Source organism: Streptomyces sp. SID12501 (genome assembly GCF_010550245.1).
In the GTDB taxonomy this organism is placed as follows: domain Bacteria; phylum Actinomycetota; class Actinomycetes; order Streptomycetales; family Streptomycetaceae; genus Streptomyces.
The window spans coordinates 39,025-52,640 of sequence record NZ_JAAGLU010000041.1 but is presented as its reverse complement, the minus strand read 5'-3'; the positions used below and the strand labels follow the sequence as shown (position 1 = coordinate 52,640).

At 70.3% G+C, this 13,616-nt stretch carries 13 protein-coding genes; 8 read left to right on the top strand and 5 right to left on the bottom strand.

Annotated features, from left to right (window positions below; genetic code table 11):
* Both G3I71_RS51635 and G3I71_RS37185 read left to right on the top strand, forming a co-directional pair.
* On the top strand, positions 1–528 hold the full coding sequence (locus tag G3I71_RS51635; RefSeq protein WP_239149569.1) for a PH domain-containing protein: 528 nt from the start codon (positions 1–3) through the stop codon (positions 526–528).
* Positions 525–1,862 carry a PH domain-containing protein gene (locus tag G3I71_RS37185; RefSeq protein ID WP_164321929.1) on the top strand — a complete coding sequence of 446 codons (1,338 nt, stop codon included), beginning with the start codon at positions 525–527 and terminating at the stop codon, positions 1,860–1,862. Before G3I71_RS51635 ends, G3I71_RS37185 begins: the two co-directional genes overlap by 4 nt.
* 64 nt (positions 1,863–1,926) lie before the next feature.
* Here the strand turns inward: G3I71_RS37185 and G3I71_RS37180 are convergent, their stop codons facing one another.
* On the bottom strand, positions 1,927–3,297 hold the full coding sequence (locus G3I71_RS37180; RefSeq protein ID WP_164321927.1) for a hypothetical protein: 1,371 nt from the start codon (positions 3,295–3,297) through the stop codon (positions 1,927–1,929).
* Between the two features lie 88 nt (positions 3,298–3,385).
* The gene (locus tag G3I71_RS37175) at positions 3,386–4,507 is read right to left on the bottom strand and encodes an esterase family protein (protein ID WP_164321925.1); all 1,122 of its coding nucleotides are present in this window, start codon (positions 4,505–4,507) and stop codon (positions 3,386–3,388) included.
* A gap of 224 nt (positions 4,508–4,731) precedes the next feature.
* Between G3I71_RS37175 and G3I71_RS37170 the strand changes: the two genes are divergently transcribed.
* The 6 genes from G3I71_RS37170 (at position 4,732) to G3I71_RS37145 (ending at position 9,886) form a co-directional block, all read left to right on the top strand.
* The gene (locus tag G3I71_RS37170) at positions 4,732–6,543 is read left to right on the top strand and encodes a phosphatidylglycerol lysyltransferase domain-containing protein (RefSeq protein ID WP_164321922.1); all 1,812 of its coding nucleotides are present in this window, start codon (positions 4,732–4,734) and stop codon (positions 6,541–6,543) included.
* Between the two features lie 158 nt (positions 6,544–6,701).
* Positions 6,702–7,598, top strand: coding sequence for a dihydropteroate synthase (folP, locus tag G3I71_RS37165; RefSeq protein ID WP_164321920.1), 897 nt, complete (start codon positions 6,702–6,704; stop codon positions 7,596–7,598).
* Positions 7,595–8,113: a nuclear transport factor 2 family protein gene (locus G3I71_RS37160; RefSeq protein ID WP_164321918.1), complete on the top strand. Its 519-nt coding sequence runs from the start codon at positions 7,595–7,597 to the stop codon at positions 8,111–8,113. The genes folP and G3I71_RS37160 overlap by 4 nt, the downstream gene beginning before the upstream one ends.
* Before the next feature lie 260 nt (positions 8,114–8,373).
* On the top strand, positions 8,374–8,733 hold the full coding sequence (gene folB, locus G3I71_RS37155) for a dihydroneopterin aldolase (protein WP_164321915.1): 360 nt from the start codon (positions 8,374–8,376) through the stop codon (positions 8,731–8,733).
* Positions 8,730–9,341 (top strand): 2-amino-4-hydroxy-6-hydroxymethyldihydropteridine diphosphokinase, encoded by a 612-nt coding sequence (folK, locus tag G3I71_RS37150; RefSeq protein WP_164321913.1) that lies wholly within the window; start codon positions 8,730–8,732, stop codon positions 9,339–9,341. The genes folB and folK overlap by 4 nt, the downstream gene beginning before the upstream one ends.
* 59 nt (positions 9,342–9,400) lie before the next feature.
* Entirely contained in the window at positions 9,401–9,886 is a 486-nt protein-coding gene (locus tag G3I71_RS37145) for a DUF3180 domain-containing protein (protein ID WP_164321911.1), read from the top strand.
* A 123-nt stretch (positions 9,887–10,009) separates the two neighbouring features.
* Here the strand turns inward: G3I71_RS37145 and folE are convergent, their stop codons facing one another.
* From folE to hpt, 3 genes are all read right to left on the bottom strand, one after another.
* Positions 10,010–10,615, bottom strand: coding sequence for a GTP cyclohydrolase I FolE (gene folE / locus G3I71_RS37140; RefSeq protein ID WP_164321909.1), 606 nt, complete (start codon positions 10,613–10,615; stop codon positions 10,010–10,012).
* 148 nt (positions 10,616–10,763) lie between these two features.
* Entirely contained in the window at positions 10,764–12,800 is a 2,037-nt protein-coding gene (ftsH, locus tag G3I71_RS37135; protein WP_164321907.1) for an ATP-dependent zinc metalloprotease FtsH, read from the bottom strand.
* Positions 12,801–13,013: 213 nt separating this feature from the next.
* Positions 13,014–13,574: a hypoxanthine phosphoribosyltransferase gene (hpt, locus tag G3I71_RS37130; protein ID WP_044471976.1), complete on the bottom strand. Its 561-nt coding sequence runs from the start codon at positions 13,572–13,574 to the stop codon at positions 13,014–13,016.
* Positions 13,575–13,616 lie beyond the last annotated feature (42 nt).

The following is a 13,616-nucleotide window of genomic DNA, read 5'->3' as shown; positions in this document are numbered from 1 at the left end:
ATGGAGACGGGGAGCCCGGAAACCGCGGGCGAAACGCGAGGCGACGGGCACGACGCAGGGCACGGCGAACCGGTGTGGACCGGGCTGCCGCGGGACCTGCTGCGGATGCGCCGGCTGTTGCTGGTGGTCTGGCTGGTGCCGCTGACGCTCGGCGCGGGGCTGCTGCCCGGCCTGCTCGCCGGGCCCGCCTGGGCGGCCTTCGCGCTGCTGCCGCTGGTCCTGCTCCTGTGGGGCTGGCGGATGCTGGGCCGCAACTGGGCCTCCTGGCGGTACGCCGAGCGCGCCGACGACCTGCTGATCAGCAAGGGTGTGCTGTGGCGCGAGGAGACGATCGTGCCGTACGGCCGGATGCAGCTGGTCGAGGTGACGTCGGGGCCCGTCGCACGGCACTTCGGGCTGGCCAGCGTGCAACTGCACACGGCCGCCGCCGCGACCGACGCGCTCATCCCGGGCCTCGAACCGGCGGAGGCGGAACGGCTGCGGGACCGGCTCACCGAGCTCGGCCAGGCCCGATCGGCGGGGCTGTGACGACCCCGGGCACCGAGACTGACGTACCCACGGAGGACGGCAAACAGCCGGTCGTCGAGCAGCGGCTGCATCCCGTGACGCCGCTCAGGCGCGCGTGGGCGCCGGTCGCCGTGCTCATCGGGTGGGCCGTGCACGACCCCAACCAGGCGCAGCGGCAACTGACCCGGCTGACGACCACGACCCTGCTGCTCGGCCTCGCCGTGTGCCTCGTCGGAGGCGCCCTGTACGGCTTCCTGACCTGGTGGTTCACCCACTTCGCGGTGACCGACAACGAACTGCGCATCCGCACCGGCCTGTTGTTCCGGCGCACCGCGCACATCCGGCTCGAACGCATCCAGGCCGTCGACATCACCCAGCCGCTGCTGGCCCGCGTCGCGGGGGTCGCCAAGCTCAAGCTCGACGTCGTGGGGACGGACAAGAAGGACGAGCTGGCGTACCTGGGCGAGGGGCACGCGCGTGCCCTGCGGGCCGAACTCCTCGCCCGCGCCGCCGGGTTCGCGCCCGAGACCGCGCACGAGGTGGGCGAGGCGCCGGCCCGGCAGCTGCTGCACATCCCCGCGCGCGTGCTCGCCGTGTCCCTGGTGCTGACCGGCGCGACCTGGGGAGCGCTGGCCGCCGCACTGGTCGTACCGCCCGTTCTCTGGTTCGCCACCCACAGCCTGTGGACAGTGCTCGCGACGGGCGTCCCACTGCTCGGCGCGGCGGGCGCGAGCAGCGTGGGCCGGTTCATCGCCGAGTACGACTGGACGGTCGGCGAGTCCCCGGACGGGCTGCGCATCGACCACGGCCTCCTGGACCGCACCCACGAGACGGTGCCGCCGGGGCGCGTGCAGACCGTACGGATCGTGGAACCGCTGCTGTGGCGGCGGCGCGGGTGGGTCCGGGTGGAGCTGGACGTGGCGGGCTCGTCCAACTCGGTACTGGTGCCGGTGGCTCCGCGTGAGATCGCGGAGGCGGTGATAGGCCAGGTGCTGCCCGGGGTGACGGTGCCCGCGTCGCTGTCGCGTCCGCCGCGCCGGGCGGGCTGGTGCCTGCCGTTCTGGTGGCGGGGCTACGGCATCGCCGTCACCGACAGCGTCTTCGTCTCCCGGCACGGGCTGCTGCGCCGCAGCCTGGCCCTGGTCCCGCACGCCAAGGTCCAGAGCGTACGGCTGGAGCAGGGGCCCTGGGCTCGCTTCAAGGGCCTCGCGGACGTCCATGTGGACACGGGGGCCAACAAGACCGTCACAGCCGGTCTACGGGACGCCCAGGAGGCCGCGGAGCTGCTGCGGGGGCAGGCGGAGCGCTCACGGACGGGTCGACGGGACGCGCGACCGGACCGGTGGATGGCGTAACAGGCACGGCAGTGGTGTCTGGCAGAGGTGTCTGAGGGAGGCACCGCAGGGGTGTGCCCGAACGTCAGGAAACCGCGCTCCGCAGCCCCTGCAGGTCGATCTGCTCGGTCTCGTCGTGCGCCGTCAGGTCGATCACCTGACCGAGTCCGACCCCGCGCGACTCCTCGTCCGCGGGCTTGAACTGCGCCTCGGACTCCGCCTTGTGCAGCGCGAGCGCCTCCTGCCCGACGACGTCGGCGAGGTCCTCGTTCTGCACGGCGTCCAGCGCGGCCGACGCCGTCTCCTTCTGTGTGCCGAAGAAGTCGAACCCGCCGGGGACGGCGAGCCTGCGCATGGGCGCGGACGCCGGTACGACGGCCACCGCGGTCGGCACGGTGAAGTGCCCGAAACCACGCATCGGCTTGGCGGGCTTCGCCTCGGTGGAGGTGGAGGCGGCGCGCGTATGCCCGCGGGCCGCCTCGGGCTTCCCCATGGCCTCGTCCTCCAGCACGGCCTCCGCCTTGTCCACGGCGGGGCTGTCGGGGATTTCGGGGACCTCGGGGATTTCGAGGTTCGCCGAGACCTCAGCGGACGTCTGCGCGATGCCCGGGGCCGGTTCGGCCTTCGCCGTAGCCCCGCCGTCGAACCTGGCCAGTGCCGCCCGCGCCCGGAGGAACAGCGAGGAACCCTCCGGGGAGAAGATCGCCGACGTCACCGGGCTCTCCTCCGACTCCGTAGCTTCCCCGTCCGCATCGTCCGCGTCGTCCGGGGTCTGCGCACCGACCGCGCCCAGCGCCGCCGCCACCCCGGCCGCCGCCGCGTCCAGCGCCGCCGCGTCGGAGTCGACCTCGTCCGCCTTGTCCGCCGCTTCCGCCGAATCCGTGGCCGCAGCCGCAGCCGCCTTCACGTCGACACCCGTATCCGTATCCGTATCCGTAGCCACGTCAACATCAACGTCAGTGTCCACATCCGCATCCGTGTCCACGTCCGCGTCCAGAGCCGAGGTCTCCAGCTCCAGCAGCCGCCTGCCCTCCAGCGCGCTGGCCCGCTCGGTCTCCGCCGTGGCGTACCGCCGCAGCAACGCCGCGTGCTCGTTGCGCAGCCCCTGGAGCTCGGTCCGCTTCGCGCGCAGCTTCTGCTCCAGTTTGACCCGCAGCTCGCGGGACTCCTCCAGGTCGGTCTCCAGCTCGGCGGCACGCTCCTCGTGCCGCCAGTCGTCGCCCTCACGCGCGCGCGTGAGGTCGGCGACCTGCTTGCCCGCCTCCCCGTCCCAGCGGCGCATGACGGCCGCGCCCACGACCGTGATCGCCGCGGCGAACGCGGCAACCACCCGGAGGACGCCGGTATCCGTGAACACCCATGGCCCCAGGGCGCAGACGAGCGAGACGCCCGCGATCGCCGCAGGAGGCAGCAGCCGGTGCAGAGGTGGTGAATGGCGGTGACGTCCACGTGGCATGGCCAGAAACTTACCGCGCGTAGGCGAATCTTGGTGCCCCGCCCGGTAAAAACACAGCAGCTCGAAAGCCTTCGCAGGCCTTGGGGCGTCAGCGCTCCGTCAGTCGCCCGCTCAGCCACTCCAGCGAACCGGGGATCTCCCGCCGCCAGGTGTTGAAGTTGTGGCCGCCGCTCTCCAGGACGATCGTCGAGATCCTGGTCGGGGCCTTCGTCCTGACGAGGTCCACGAACCGCATCGTCGGACCGTAGTTGGCCTCCCCGTGCTTGCTGGTGGTGACCAGCAGGGAGACGTCCGGCGGCGGCATATGCCTGATGTACCACTCCAGGTCCGCGTGGCGCTTCAGCTTCCTGTCACCCTGGAAGAGGTCTCCCGTGGTGGCGTCGACGGGCGCCTTGTAGGACGGCGACAGACCTACCGCCGCCGTGTACACGCGCGGGTGGTGCATCGCGAGCTTCAGCGCGCAGTAGCCGCCCGTCGAGTCGCCGATGATGCCCCAGCTGCCGGGCCGCGGCCCGACCCGGTAATGGCCGGCGACGGCCGTCGGCAGGTCCCGGGCGAAGAACGTCTCCGTCTGCGGCCCGCCCGGCACGTCCACGCACTCGGTGTCCCGGGGCGGCGCCACGGTCGGCCGCAGCATCACCAGGATCATCGGCTGCGCCCTGCCCTCAGCCGCCAGCTCGTGCGCGGTGTGCGGGAATTCGAGCTTGGTGACGAGGGCCTTGGCGGTCCCCGGATAGCCGGTCAGTACGACGACCACCGGGAAGGTGCGCTTCGCGTACTGCGGCTGGAAGTACTCCGGCGGCAGATAGACGTACGCCGGAGAGGTGATCCCCGTCTTCTTGCCGACGATGCCTATCTTCTGGATCTGGCCGCCGACCCTGGGCAGATGACCGCCCGGCACGCTCACCGACTGGGTGGACAGCACCTGGAAGCCCCCGTGTGCCCCGGTGCTCTGGTCGACGACCACTCCCTGGTCGGTCTCCTTGCCCAGGAGGTCGTCCCAGGAGGCGTAAAAACCGAAACTCTGGTTGACGGCGAGACCGACCGAGACGAAGACCGCGACCTGGGTGGCCAGCAGCAGCATCGTCCGGCCGCCGACGGCCCGCCAGGTGCGGCGCGCCAGCCGGGACCAGAACACGATCGTGCCGATGAACAGCAGTGCGGCGGCCAGGATCGCCAGCGCCAGCACTGTCTTGCTCGTGAGACCCATGACTGCAGTCGCCCACTCTCTTCGCCGGCGACGCGCGCGCTTCCTTCACTGCGGCTTGCCCCGGACTTTGGATGTCCTTTGATACGGCTTTCCACAGGGGAGTGAACCTCTTCCCCTGAGACACCGTCCTAGAGGGCGCAATGTCGCCGGATGCCGGATTGGCTCCGGATTCCAGGTCTCTCGCAGAACTACGGGATGCGATGTCTGTCAGGATAGATGGGGAAATGTCGGTCGAGGTTCCGGGACGATCAAGCCGAGTACGGCGCATACTGCGCGGTCCTCGTCCCGAAGCCGTCCCCGCCGTCGTCGCCCGGGCCTGTGCGCTCGTGGGTCTGGTCGACATCGCCGCGGGCGTCTTCCCGCGCTTCAGGCACAGCCGGATGCACACGATCGCGGAGGTGCTGCCGGGCGCGCTCGGCCCGTTCGCCGCCGCGCTCTCGCTCAGCACCGGCGTCCTGCTGCTGCTCCTCGCGCACGGCCTCAGGCGCCGCAAGCGCCGCGCCTGGCGCGCAGCCGTGGCCCTGCTGCCGGCCGGCGCCGTGGCCCAGTTCGCCTACCGGCACTCGGTCGTCGGGCTCGTCATCTCCGTACTCCTGCTGGTGGTGCTGCTGCGCCACCGCACCGAGTTCGAGGCGCTGCCCGACCCGCGCAGCCGCTGGCGCGCACTCACCAACTTCGTGCTGATGAGCGCCGGTTCGCTCGCGCTCGGGCTGGTCATAGTGAGCGCGCACGGCGACCGCATGTACGGCGACCCGAGCCTCGCCGACCGCATCACCCACGTCCTGTACGGCCTGTTCGGCTTCGAGGGCCCCGTCGACTACGACGGACCCACCTCCTGGACCGTCGGCTACTCGCTCGGCGCCCTGGGCCTGCTGACCGCCATCACGACGATCTACTTCGCCTTCCGGCCCGAACACCCGGCCGCACACCTGACCCCGGAGGACGAGGACCGGCTGCGCGTCCTGCTCGACAAGCACGGCCGCCGCGACTCCCTCGGCCACTTCGCGCTGCGCCGCGACAAGGCGGTCGTCTTCTCCCCCAGCGGCAAGGCCGCCGTCACCTACCGGGTGGTGTCCGGCGTGATGCTCGCCAGCGGCGACCCGATCGGCGACGTGGAGGCCTGGCCGGGCGCCATCGAACGCTTCATGGACGAGGCCAAGGCCCACTCCTGGACCCCCGCGGTCATGGGCTGCTCCGAGACCGGCGGCGAGGTCTGGACCCGTGAGACCGGCCTCGACGCCCTCGAACTGGGCGACGAGGCGGTGGTGGACGTCGCGGATTTCTCCCTCTCCGGGCGCGCGATGCGCAACGTGCGCCAGATGGTCAAACGCATCGAACGCGCGGGCTACGAAACCCGGGTACGGCGCATCCGTGACGTCGGGGAGAACGAACTGGAGCGCATCCGGCTCGCCGCGGAGGCCTGGCGCGGCACCGACACCGAGCGCGGCTTCTCCATGGCGCTGGGCCGCATCGGCGACCCGGACGACGGCGACTGCCTGGTCGCCACCGCCCACAAGGCGGACGACCAGCCGGGCCCGTACGGCGACCTGAAGGCGATCCTGCACTTCGTGCCCTGGGGCACCGACGGCGTCTCCCTGGACCTGATGCGGCGCGACCGGGCGGCCGACCCCGGCATGAACGAACTGCTCATCGTGGCCGCCCTGGAGGCCGCCCCCCGCCTCGACGTCACCCGCGTCTCGCTGAACTTCGCCATGTTCCGCTCGGCGCTGGCCCGCGGCGAGAAGATCGGCGCCGGGCCGGTCCTGCGCGCCTGGCGGGGCCTGCTGGTGTTCCTGTCCCGCTGGTTCCAGATCGAGTCCCTGTACAAGTTCAACGCCAAGTTCCGCCCCCGCTGGGAACCGCGCTTCGTGGTCTACCGCACCTCCAGCGACCTGCCCCGCATCGGCCTCGCCGCGATGCAGGCGGAGGGCTTCGTCACCCTGGCCCTCCCCCGCATCCTCCGCCGCCGCACCTCGACCCCGCGCCCGTGCGCCCACGGGGCGACAGCGGAGAGAGGCAGAGTGCGTGCGGTCTGAGGGGGTGACGCGGAAAGGCCGCACATGCTCTTTGTTTGTCGTTCAACCGAGCCAACTGACGGACCGAGACGGGTGGTTGGGTGGGAAACAAAGGCCCAAGCCGCAACGCACCCGCACCAACAAGAACCGCCCAACCGCCGGGGGCCTACGCTGAACGCATGAACAACCACAGCGGACGCGGCCGCGTCAGCGGCCTCCCGGCCTGGGACCGCTGCGCGGTCATGGGCGTCGTGAACGTGACCCCGGACTCCTTCTCCGACGGGGGCCGCTGGTTCGACACGACCAAAGCCGTCAAGCACGGCCTCGACCTGGTCACCGAGGGCGCCGACCTGGTGGATGTCGGCGGCGAGTCCACCCGCCCCGGCGCCACCCGCGTCGACGAGACCGAGGAACTCAAGCGCGTCGTCCCCGTGGTGCGCGGCCTCGCCGCCGAGGGCGTCACCGTCTCCGTCGACACGATGCGCGCCTCGGTCGCCGAGCAGGCGCTCGCGGCGGGCGCCGCACTCGTCAACGACGTCAGCGGCGGCCTCGCGGACCCCGCGATGATCCCGGTCGTCGCCGACGCGGGCGCCCCCTTCGTCGTCATGCACTGGCGCGGCTTCCTGGAGGGCGGCAACGTCAAGGGCGTGTACGCCGACGTCGTCTCCGAGGTCGTCGACGAACTCCACGCGCGCGTGGACGCCGTACTGGCCGGCGGTGTCGCCCCCGACCGGATCGTCGTCGACCCGGGCCTCGGCTTCTCCAAGAGCGCCGATCACGACCTGGCCCTCCTGGCCCACCTCGACCGTCTCCACGGTCTGGGTCACCCCCTCCTGGTCGCCGCGTCCCGGAAGCGGTTCCTGGGCCGCGTACTGGCCGGCCCCGAGGGCGCCCCGCCGCCCGCGCGAGAGCGCGACGCCGCCACCGCCGCCGTCTCCGCGCTCGCCGCCCACCAGGGCGCCTGGGCGGTCCGCGTGCACGAGGTCCGCGCCACCGCCGACGCCGTACGGGTCGCCCGCGCGGTCGAGGAGGCCCGCGGCGCGGAAGCCGCCCGCAGTGCCGAGGGAGCCCGGTGAGCGCGCCCCACACCGACGTCGAGCAGGTCGAACTCGCCAACACCGCCTTCTACGAGGCGCTGGAACAGGGCGACTTCGACGAGTTGTCCGCGCTCTGGCTCACCCCCACCGACCTGGGCGTCGACGAGGAGTACCACGACCCGGCGGAGACCGGTGTGGTCTCCTGCGTGCACCCGGGCTGGCCGGTGCTGACCGGACGCGGCGAGGTGCTCCGCTCGTACGCCCTGATCATGGCGAACACCGAGTACATCCAGTTCTTCCTCACCGACGTGCATGTCTCCGTCACCGGCGACACCGCTCTGGTGACCTGCACCGAGAACATCCTCAGCGGCGGCCCGGCCCCCGAGGACAGCGACGAGCTGGGGCCGCTGGTCGGCCAGCTGGTCGTCGCCACCAACGTGTTCCGGCGCACCCCCGTCGGCTGGAAGATCTGGGCGCACCACGCCTCCCCGGTCCTCGCCGAGAGTGACGAAGACGACGAGAGCGACGCGGGGGCCGACGACACACCCTCCTGACAGTGCCCTGCTGGACCGAACGCGGCTGAACGCAGCCGAACGTGGTTGGAATCACGAACACGGGGTAAGTGCGGCTACCAACCCGTGAGCAGCCGTGTTCCCGCGGGGAAACGCTCGATGAACCCTCCTGGTCATCACCTGGACCGGCCTCTCGCGGGGCGGGCACTGTCAGTGCTCGCGGGTAGATTCGGAAGTGGCTGCCCGGGTCGACCGCACCCGGTCCGAAGCGGCCGCCAACGACGATTGCAGGAGTGATTCGCGTGGATCGTGTCGCGCTGCGCGGCCTGAGGGCCCGGGGACACCACGGTGTGTTCCCCCAGGAGCGGGAGGAGGGCCAGACCTTCGTCGTGGACCTCTCCCTCGGCCTGGACACCCGTCCGGCCGCGGCCGACGACGACCTGGCGAAAACCGTGCACTACGGCATCGTGGCGGAGGAGGTCGTGGCCGTCGTCGAGGGCGAGCCCGTCGACCTCATAGAGACGCTCGCCGAGCGCATCGCGCAGGTCTGTCTGAAGCACCAGGGGGTCCAGGAGGTCGAGGTGTGCGTCCACAAACCGGGCGCGCCGATCACGGTCCCCTTCGACGACGTGACCATCACCATCACCCGGAGCCGAGCATGACCACCTCGTTCACCGAGAGTCACAGCGACCCGACCGTCCAGCCGGTGCCCGCCTCCGTGGTGCGGCAGGTGGACGCCGCCGACACCACGCTGCACAACCCGAAACGCGCCGTCATCTCCCTCGGCTCGAACCTGGGCAACCGCCTGGAGACCCTCCAGGGGGCCATCGACGCCCTGGAGGACACCCCGGGCGTCCGCATCAAGGCGGTCTCCCCCGTCTACGAGACAGAGCCGTGGGGCGTCCCGGCGGGCAGTCAGCCGTCGTACTTCAACGCGGTGGTCGTCCTGAAGACGACACTGCCCCCGTCCTCGCTCCTGGAGCGCGCCCACGCGGTCGAGGACGCCTTCCACCGCGTCCGCGAGGAGCGCTGGGGCCCGCGCACGATCGACGTCGACATCGTCGCGTACGCCGACGAGGTCTCCGACGACCCGGTCCTCACCCTCCCCCACCCGCGCGCCCACGAGCGGGCCTTCGTCCTCGCCCCCTGGCACGACGTGGACCCCGAGGCCCAGCTGCCCGGCCGCGGCCCGGTGGCCACGCTCCTGGAGGCCGTCGCCCTGGAAGGTGTCGCGCCCCGCGCCGACCTGGAACTCCAGCTGCCGGAATAGCCGTTAAGGTCATGACGACCGCAGGTCGGCGGTCCGGTCCGGGGAGCTGAAGGGGCACCGTGAGAGAGCTGCGCGTCAAGATGCTGGCCGGCGTGTTCGTCGTCGCCGGAGTGCTCTCCTGGGCGGGCGCCCGGCTGTGGAACACGGTGGGGACGCTTCCCAGCGTCCCGCTGGCCGCCCCCGTCGTCCTCGCCCTGATCGCCGTGGTCCTGCTGGCCACGGCCCTCTCCCTGCGCGCCCGCCTCAAGGCCCAGCGCGACCGGCGCCCCGGCGCCAAGGGCGTCGACCCCCTGATGGCCGCCCGCGCGGTCGTCTTCGGCCAGGCCAGCGCCCTGGTGGCCGCCCTGGTCGCCGGGATGTACGGCGGCACGGGCGCCTTCCTCCTGGAGTCCCTGGACATCCCTGCCCGCCGCGACCAGGCCATCTACGCCGGTTTCTCGGTCCTCGCCGGAATCGGCGTCATCGCGGCCGCCTTCTTCCTTGAACGCGTCTGCAAGCTCCCGGAGGACGACGACAACAACGCGAGCACCGCCCCGGCCGCGTAGGCAGGCCTGGCGATGGACGCCCCAAAGGGACGCGGGGCTCTGCTTGATTTGCGGCTACCGCCGCGCGGGCGCGGCCAGCCACTACGAGCCCGCAGCCGATCCACCGGCCCGCCCGCGGAGCGCTCAGCGGGCCATGATCAGACTCATCGCCTCGTTCCGGGTGGCCGGATCCCGCAGCTGACCACGCACCGCCGACGTGATGGTCTTCGCACCCGGCTTCCGAACACCCCGCATCGACATGCACATGTGCTCGCACTCCACGACGACGATCACCCCGCGCGGCTCCAGGATCTTCATCAGGGAGTCGGCGACCTGTGTGGTGAGTCGTTCCTGCACCTGCGGCCGACGGGCGTAGACGTCCACGAGCCGGGCCAGCTTCGACAACCCGGTGATCTTGCCGTCGGCGGAGGGGATGTAGCCGACGTGGGCGACCCCGACGAATGGCACCAGATGATGCTCACAGCTGCTCAGGACCTCGATGTCCTTCACCAGCACCATCTCGTCGTGCCCCAGGTCGAACGTCGTCGTCAGCACGTCCTCGGGCCGCTGCCACAACCCCGCGAATATCTCCCGGTACGCCCGCGCCACCCGCCCCGGCGTCTCCCTCAGCCCCTCGCGGTCCGGGTCCTCGCCGACCGCGATCAGGAGTTCGCGTACGGCGTTCTCCGCCCGCTTCTCGTCGAAGTCGCCGATCGTGCCCTCGCCGTCCAGCGTCACGGGATCGGTCATCTGGTGCCTCGTTCCTGTCCCTGTCACGCGTGTGGACCACGCGCCGCACGTGCGGACAAACCGAAATGCCGCGCCCCCCAGGCTAGATCCTGGGGGGCGCGGCATCCATTCCGGGCCCACTGAGCGGGAGGGGGCGCGAGAGCCGGGATCAGCTCTCGGTGCTGTCCTCCGGCACCGACTCCGTCGCGGAGACGGATTCGGTGGCTCCGGCCTTGGCAGTGATCGCCGGCGCCGAGCCGTTGGTCCCGTTCGTCAGCGACAGCTCCTTGGGGGAGAGCACCGGCGGGCGGGTGGACGGCGTACGGCGGGAGGAGCCGGTCCACGCGGGGCGGGCCGGGCGCTTGATGATGGGAGTGAAGACCTCGGCGATCTGCTCCTTGCTCAGCGTCTCCTTCTCCAGCAGCTCGAGCACGAGGGCGTCGAGGACGTCGCGGTTCTCGACCAGGATCTCCCAGGCCTCGTTGTGCGCGTTCTCGATGAGCTTCTTGACCTCTTCGTCGACGAGCGCGGCGACCTCTTCCGAGTAGTCGCGCGGGTGCGACATCTCCCGGCCCAGGAAGGGCTCGGTGTTGTCGCCGCCGAACTTGATCGCGCCGAGGCGCTCGGTCATGCCGTACTGCGTGACCATCGCGCGGGCCGTTGCCGTGGCCTTCTCGATGTCGTTCGCAGCGCCCGTCGTCGGGTCGTGGAAGACCAGTTCCTCCGCCGCCCGGCCGCCCAGCATGTAAGCGAGCTGGTCGAGCATCTCGTTGCGGGTGGTGGAGTACTTGTCCTCGTCCGGGAGCACCATCGTGTAACCGAGGGCCCGGCCGCGCGACAAGATCGTGATCTTGTGGACCGGGTCGGAGTTCGGGGAAGCCGCCGCGACCAGGGCGTGGCCGCCCTCGTGGTACGCGGTGATCTTCTTTTCCTTCTCCGACATGATCCGGGTCCGCTTCTGCGGGCCCGCCACGACGCGGTCGATGGCCTCGTCGAGCGACTCGTTGTCGACCAGCTTCTTGTCGGTGCGGGCGGTGAGCAGCGCTGCCTCGTTGAGGACGTTGCTCAGGTCCGCGCCGGTGAAGCCCGGCGTGCGACGGGCGACCGCCGACAGATCGACGTCCGGAGCGACCGGCTTGCCCTTCTGGTGAACCTTGAGGATCGCCAGACGGCCCAGCATGTCCGGACGGTCGACCGCGATCTGGCGGTCGAATCGGCCGGGACGCAGCAGCGCCGGGTCGAGGATGTCGGGACGGTTCGTGGCGGCGATGAGAATCACACCGCCCTTGACGTCGAATCCGTCCATCTCGACGAGCAGCTGGTTGAGCGTCTGCTCGCGCTCGTCGTGACCGCCGCCGAGGCCGGCGCCGCGATGGCGGCCGACCGCGTCGATCTCGTCGACGAAGACGATCGCCGGGGCGTTCGCCTTGGCCTGCTCGAAGAGGTCACGGACCCGGGAGGCACCGACACCGACGAACATCTCGACGAAGTCGGAACCCGAGATCGAGTAGAACGGAACGCCCGCCTCGCCCGCGACAGCACGTGCGAGCAGCGTCTTGCCCGTACCGGGAGGCCCGTAGAGGAGCACACCCTTGGGGATCTTGGCGCCGACGGCCTGGAACTTGGCCGGCTCCTGCAGGAACTCCTTGATCTCGTGGAGTTCCTCGACGGCCTCGTCCGCGCCCGCCACGTCGGCGAACGTCGTCTTCGGGGTGTCCTTGGTGATGAGCTTGGCCTTGGACTTCCCGAACTGCATGACCCGGGAGCCGCCGCCCTGCATCTGGTTCATCAGGAACAGGAAGACGACGACGATGAGGACGAAGGGGAGCAGCGACAGCAGAATGCCGACGAAAGCGTTCTGCTTGGTCGGAGAGACCGTGTAGCCGTCCGGAATCTGCTTGTTCTGGAATTTGTCCTGGAGAGTGTTCGCCAGGTTGACGCCCTGATCGCCGATGTAGCTCGCCTGGATCTTCGAGCTGCCCTCGACTTTCTGGCCGTCCTTGAGCTGGACCTTGATGACCTGCTCGTCACCGGTGGTGATCTTGGCCTGCTCGACCTTGTTGTCGTTGATCGCCTGGACGACCTGGCCTGTGTCCACCGTCTTGTAGCCGCCGGACGAGCCGACGACCTGCATCAACACGACCACGGCAAGGACGGCCAGCCCGATCCACATGACCGGCCCACGGAAGTATCGCTTCACATCCATCGATACGGAGCGGTGCCGCCCCGTCCCTCCTGCCATAGTGAGTTTGACAAAGACTGTTCTAAGAACTGCTCTTCGGACGGTACCCCAGCATTGTCACCCGAAGGCGCACGGGCTGGCTGTCAATACCGTCCACGCCTGCTCCAACGGTGGGAAGCCCGCCCGGGTTCCCGGACGCCCCACAGGACTCGCCCTTTGGCTCAGCGGCCTCGGGACTCAGCCGCCGTAGACGTGGGGCGCGAGCGTACCGACGAACGGAAGGTTGCGGTACTTCTCCGCGTAGTCGAGGCCGTAGCCGATCACGAACTCGTTGGGGATGTCGAAGCCGACCCACTCCACGTCGATGGCGACCTTCGCGGCCTCCGGCTTGCGCAGCAGGGTGCAGATCTTCAGCGACTCGGGCTCGCGGGAGCCGAGGTTGGAGATCAGCCAGGACAGGGTCAGCCCGGAGTCGATGATGTCCTCGACGATGAGGACGTGCTTGCCCTTGATGTCGGTGTCGAGGTCCTTGAGGATCCGCACCACACCCGAGGACTGGGTGCCCGCGCCGTACGACGACACGGCCATCCAGTCCATGGTGAGAGGGGTGGACAGTGCCCGGGCCAGGTCGGCCATGACCATCACCGCGCCCTTGAGGACACCGACGATCAGCAGGTCCTTGCCCGCGTACTCCGCGTCGATCTTCGCGGCCAGTTCGACGAGCTTCGCGTCGATCTCTTCCTTGGTGATGAGTACCGACTTGAGGTCGGCACCCATGTCTTTCGCGTCCACCCGCATCACTTTCGGTCGCCCGTCGCCATTCGCCCGGCTCGCCGACCC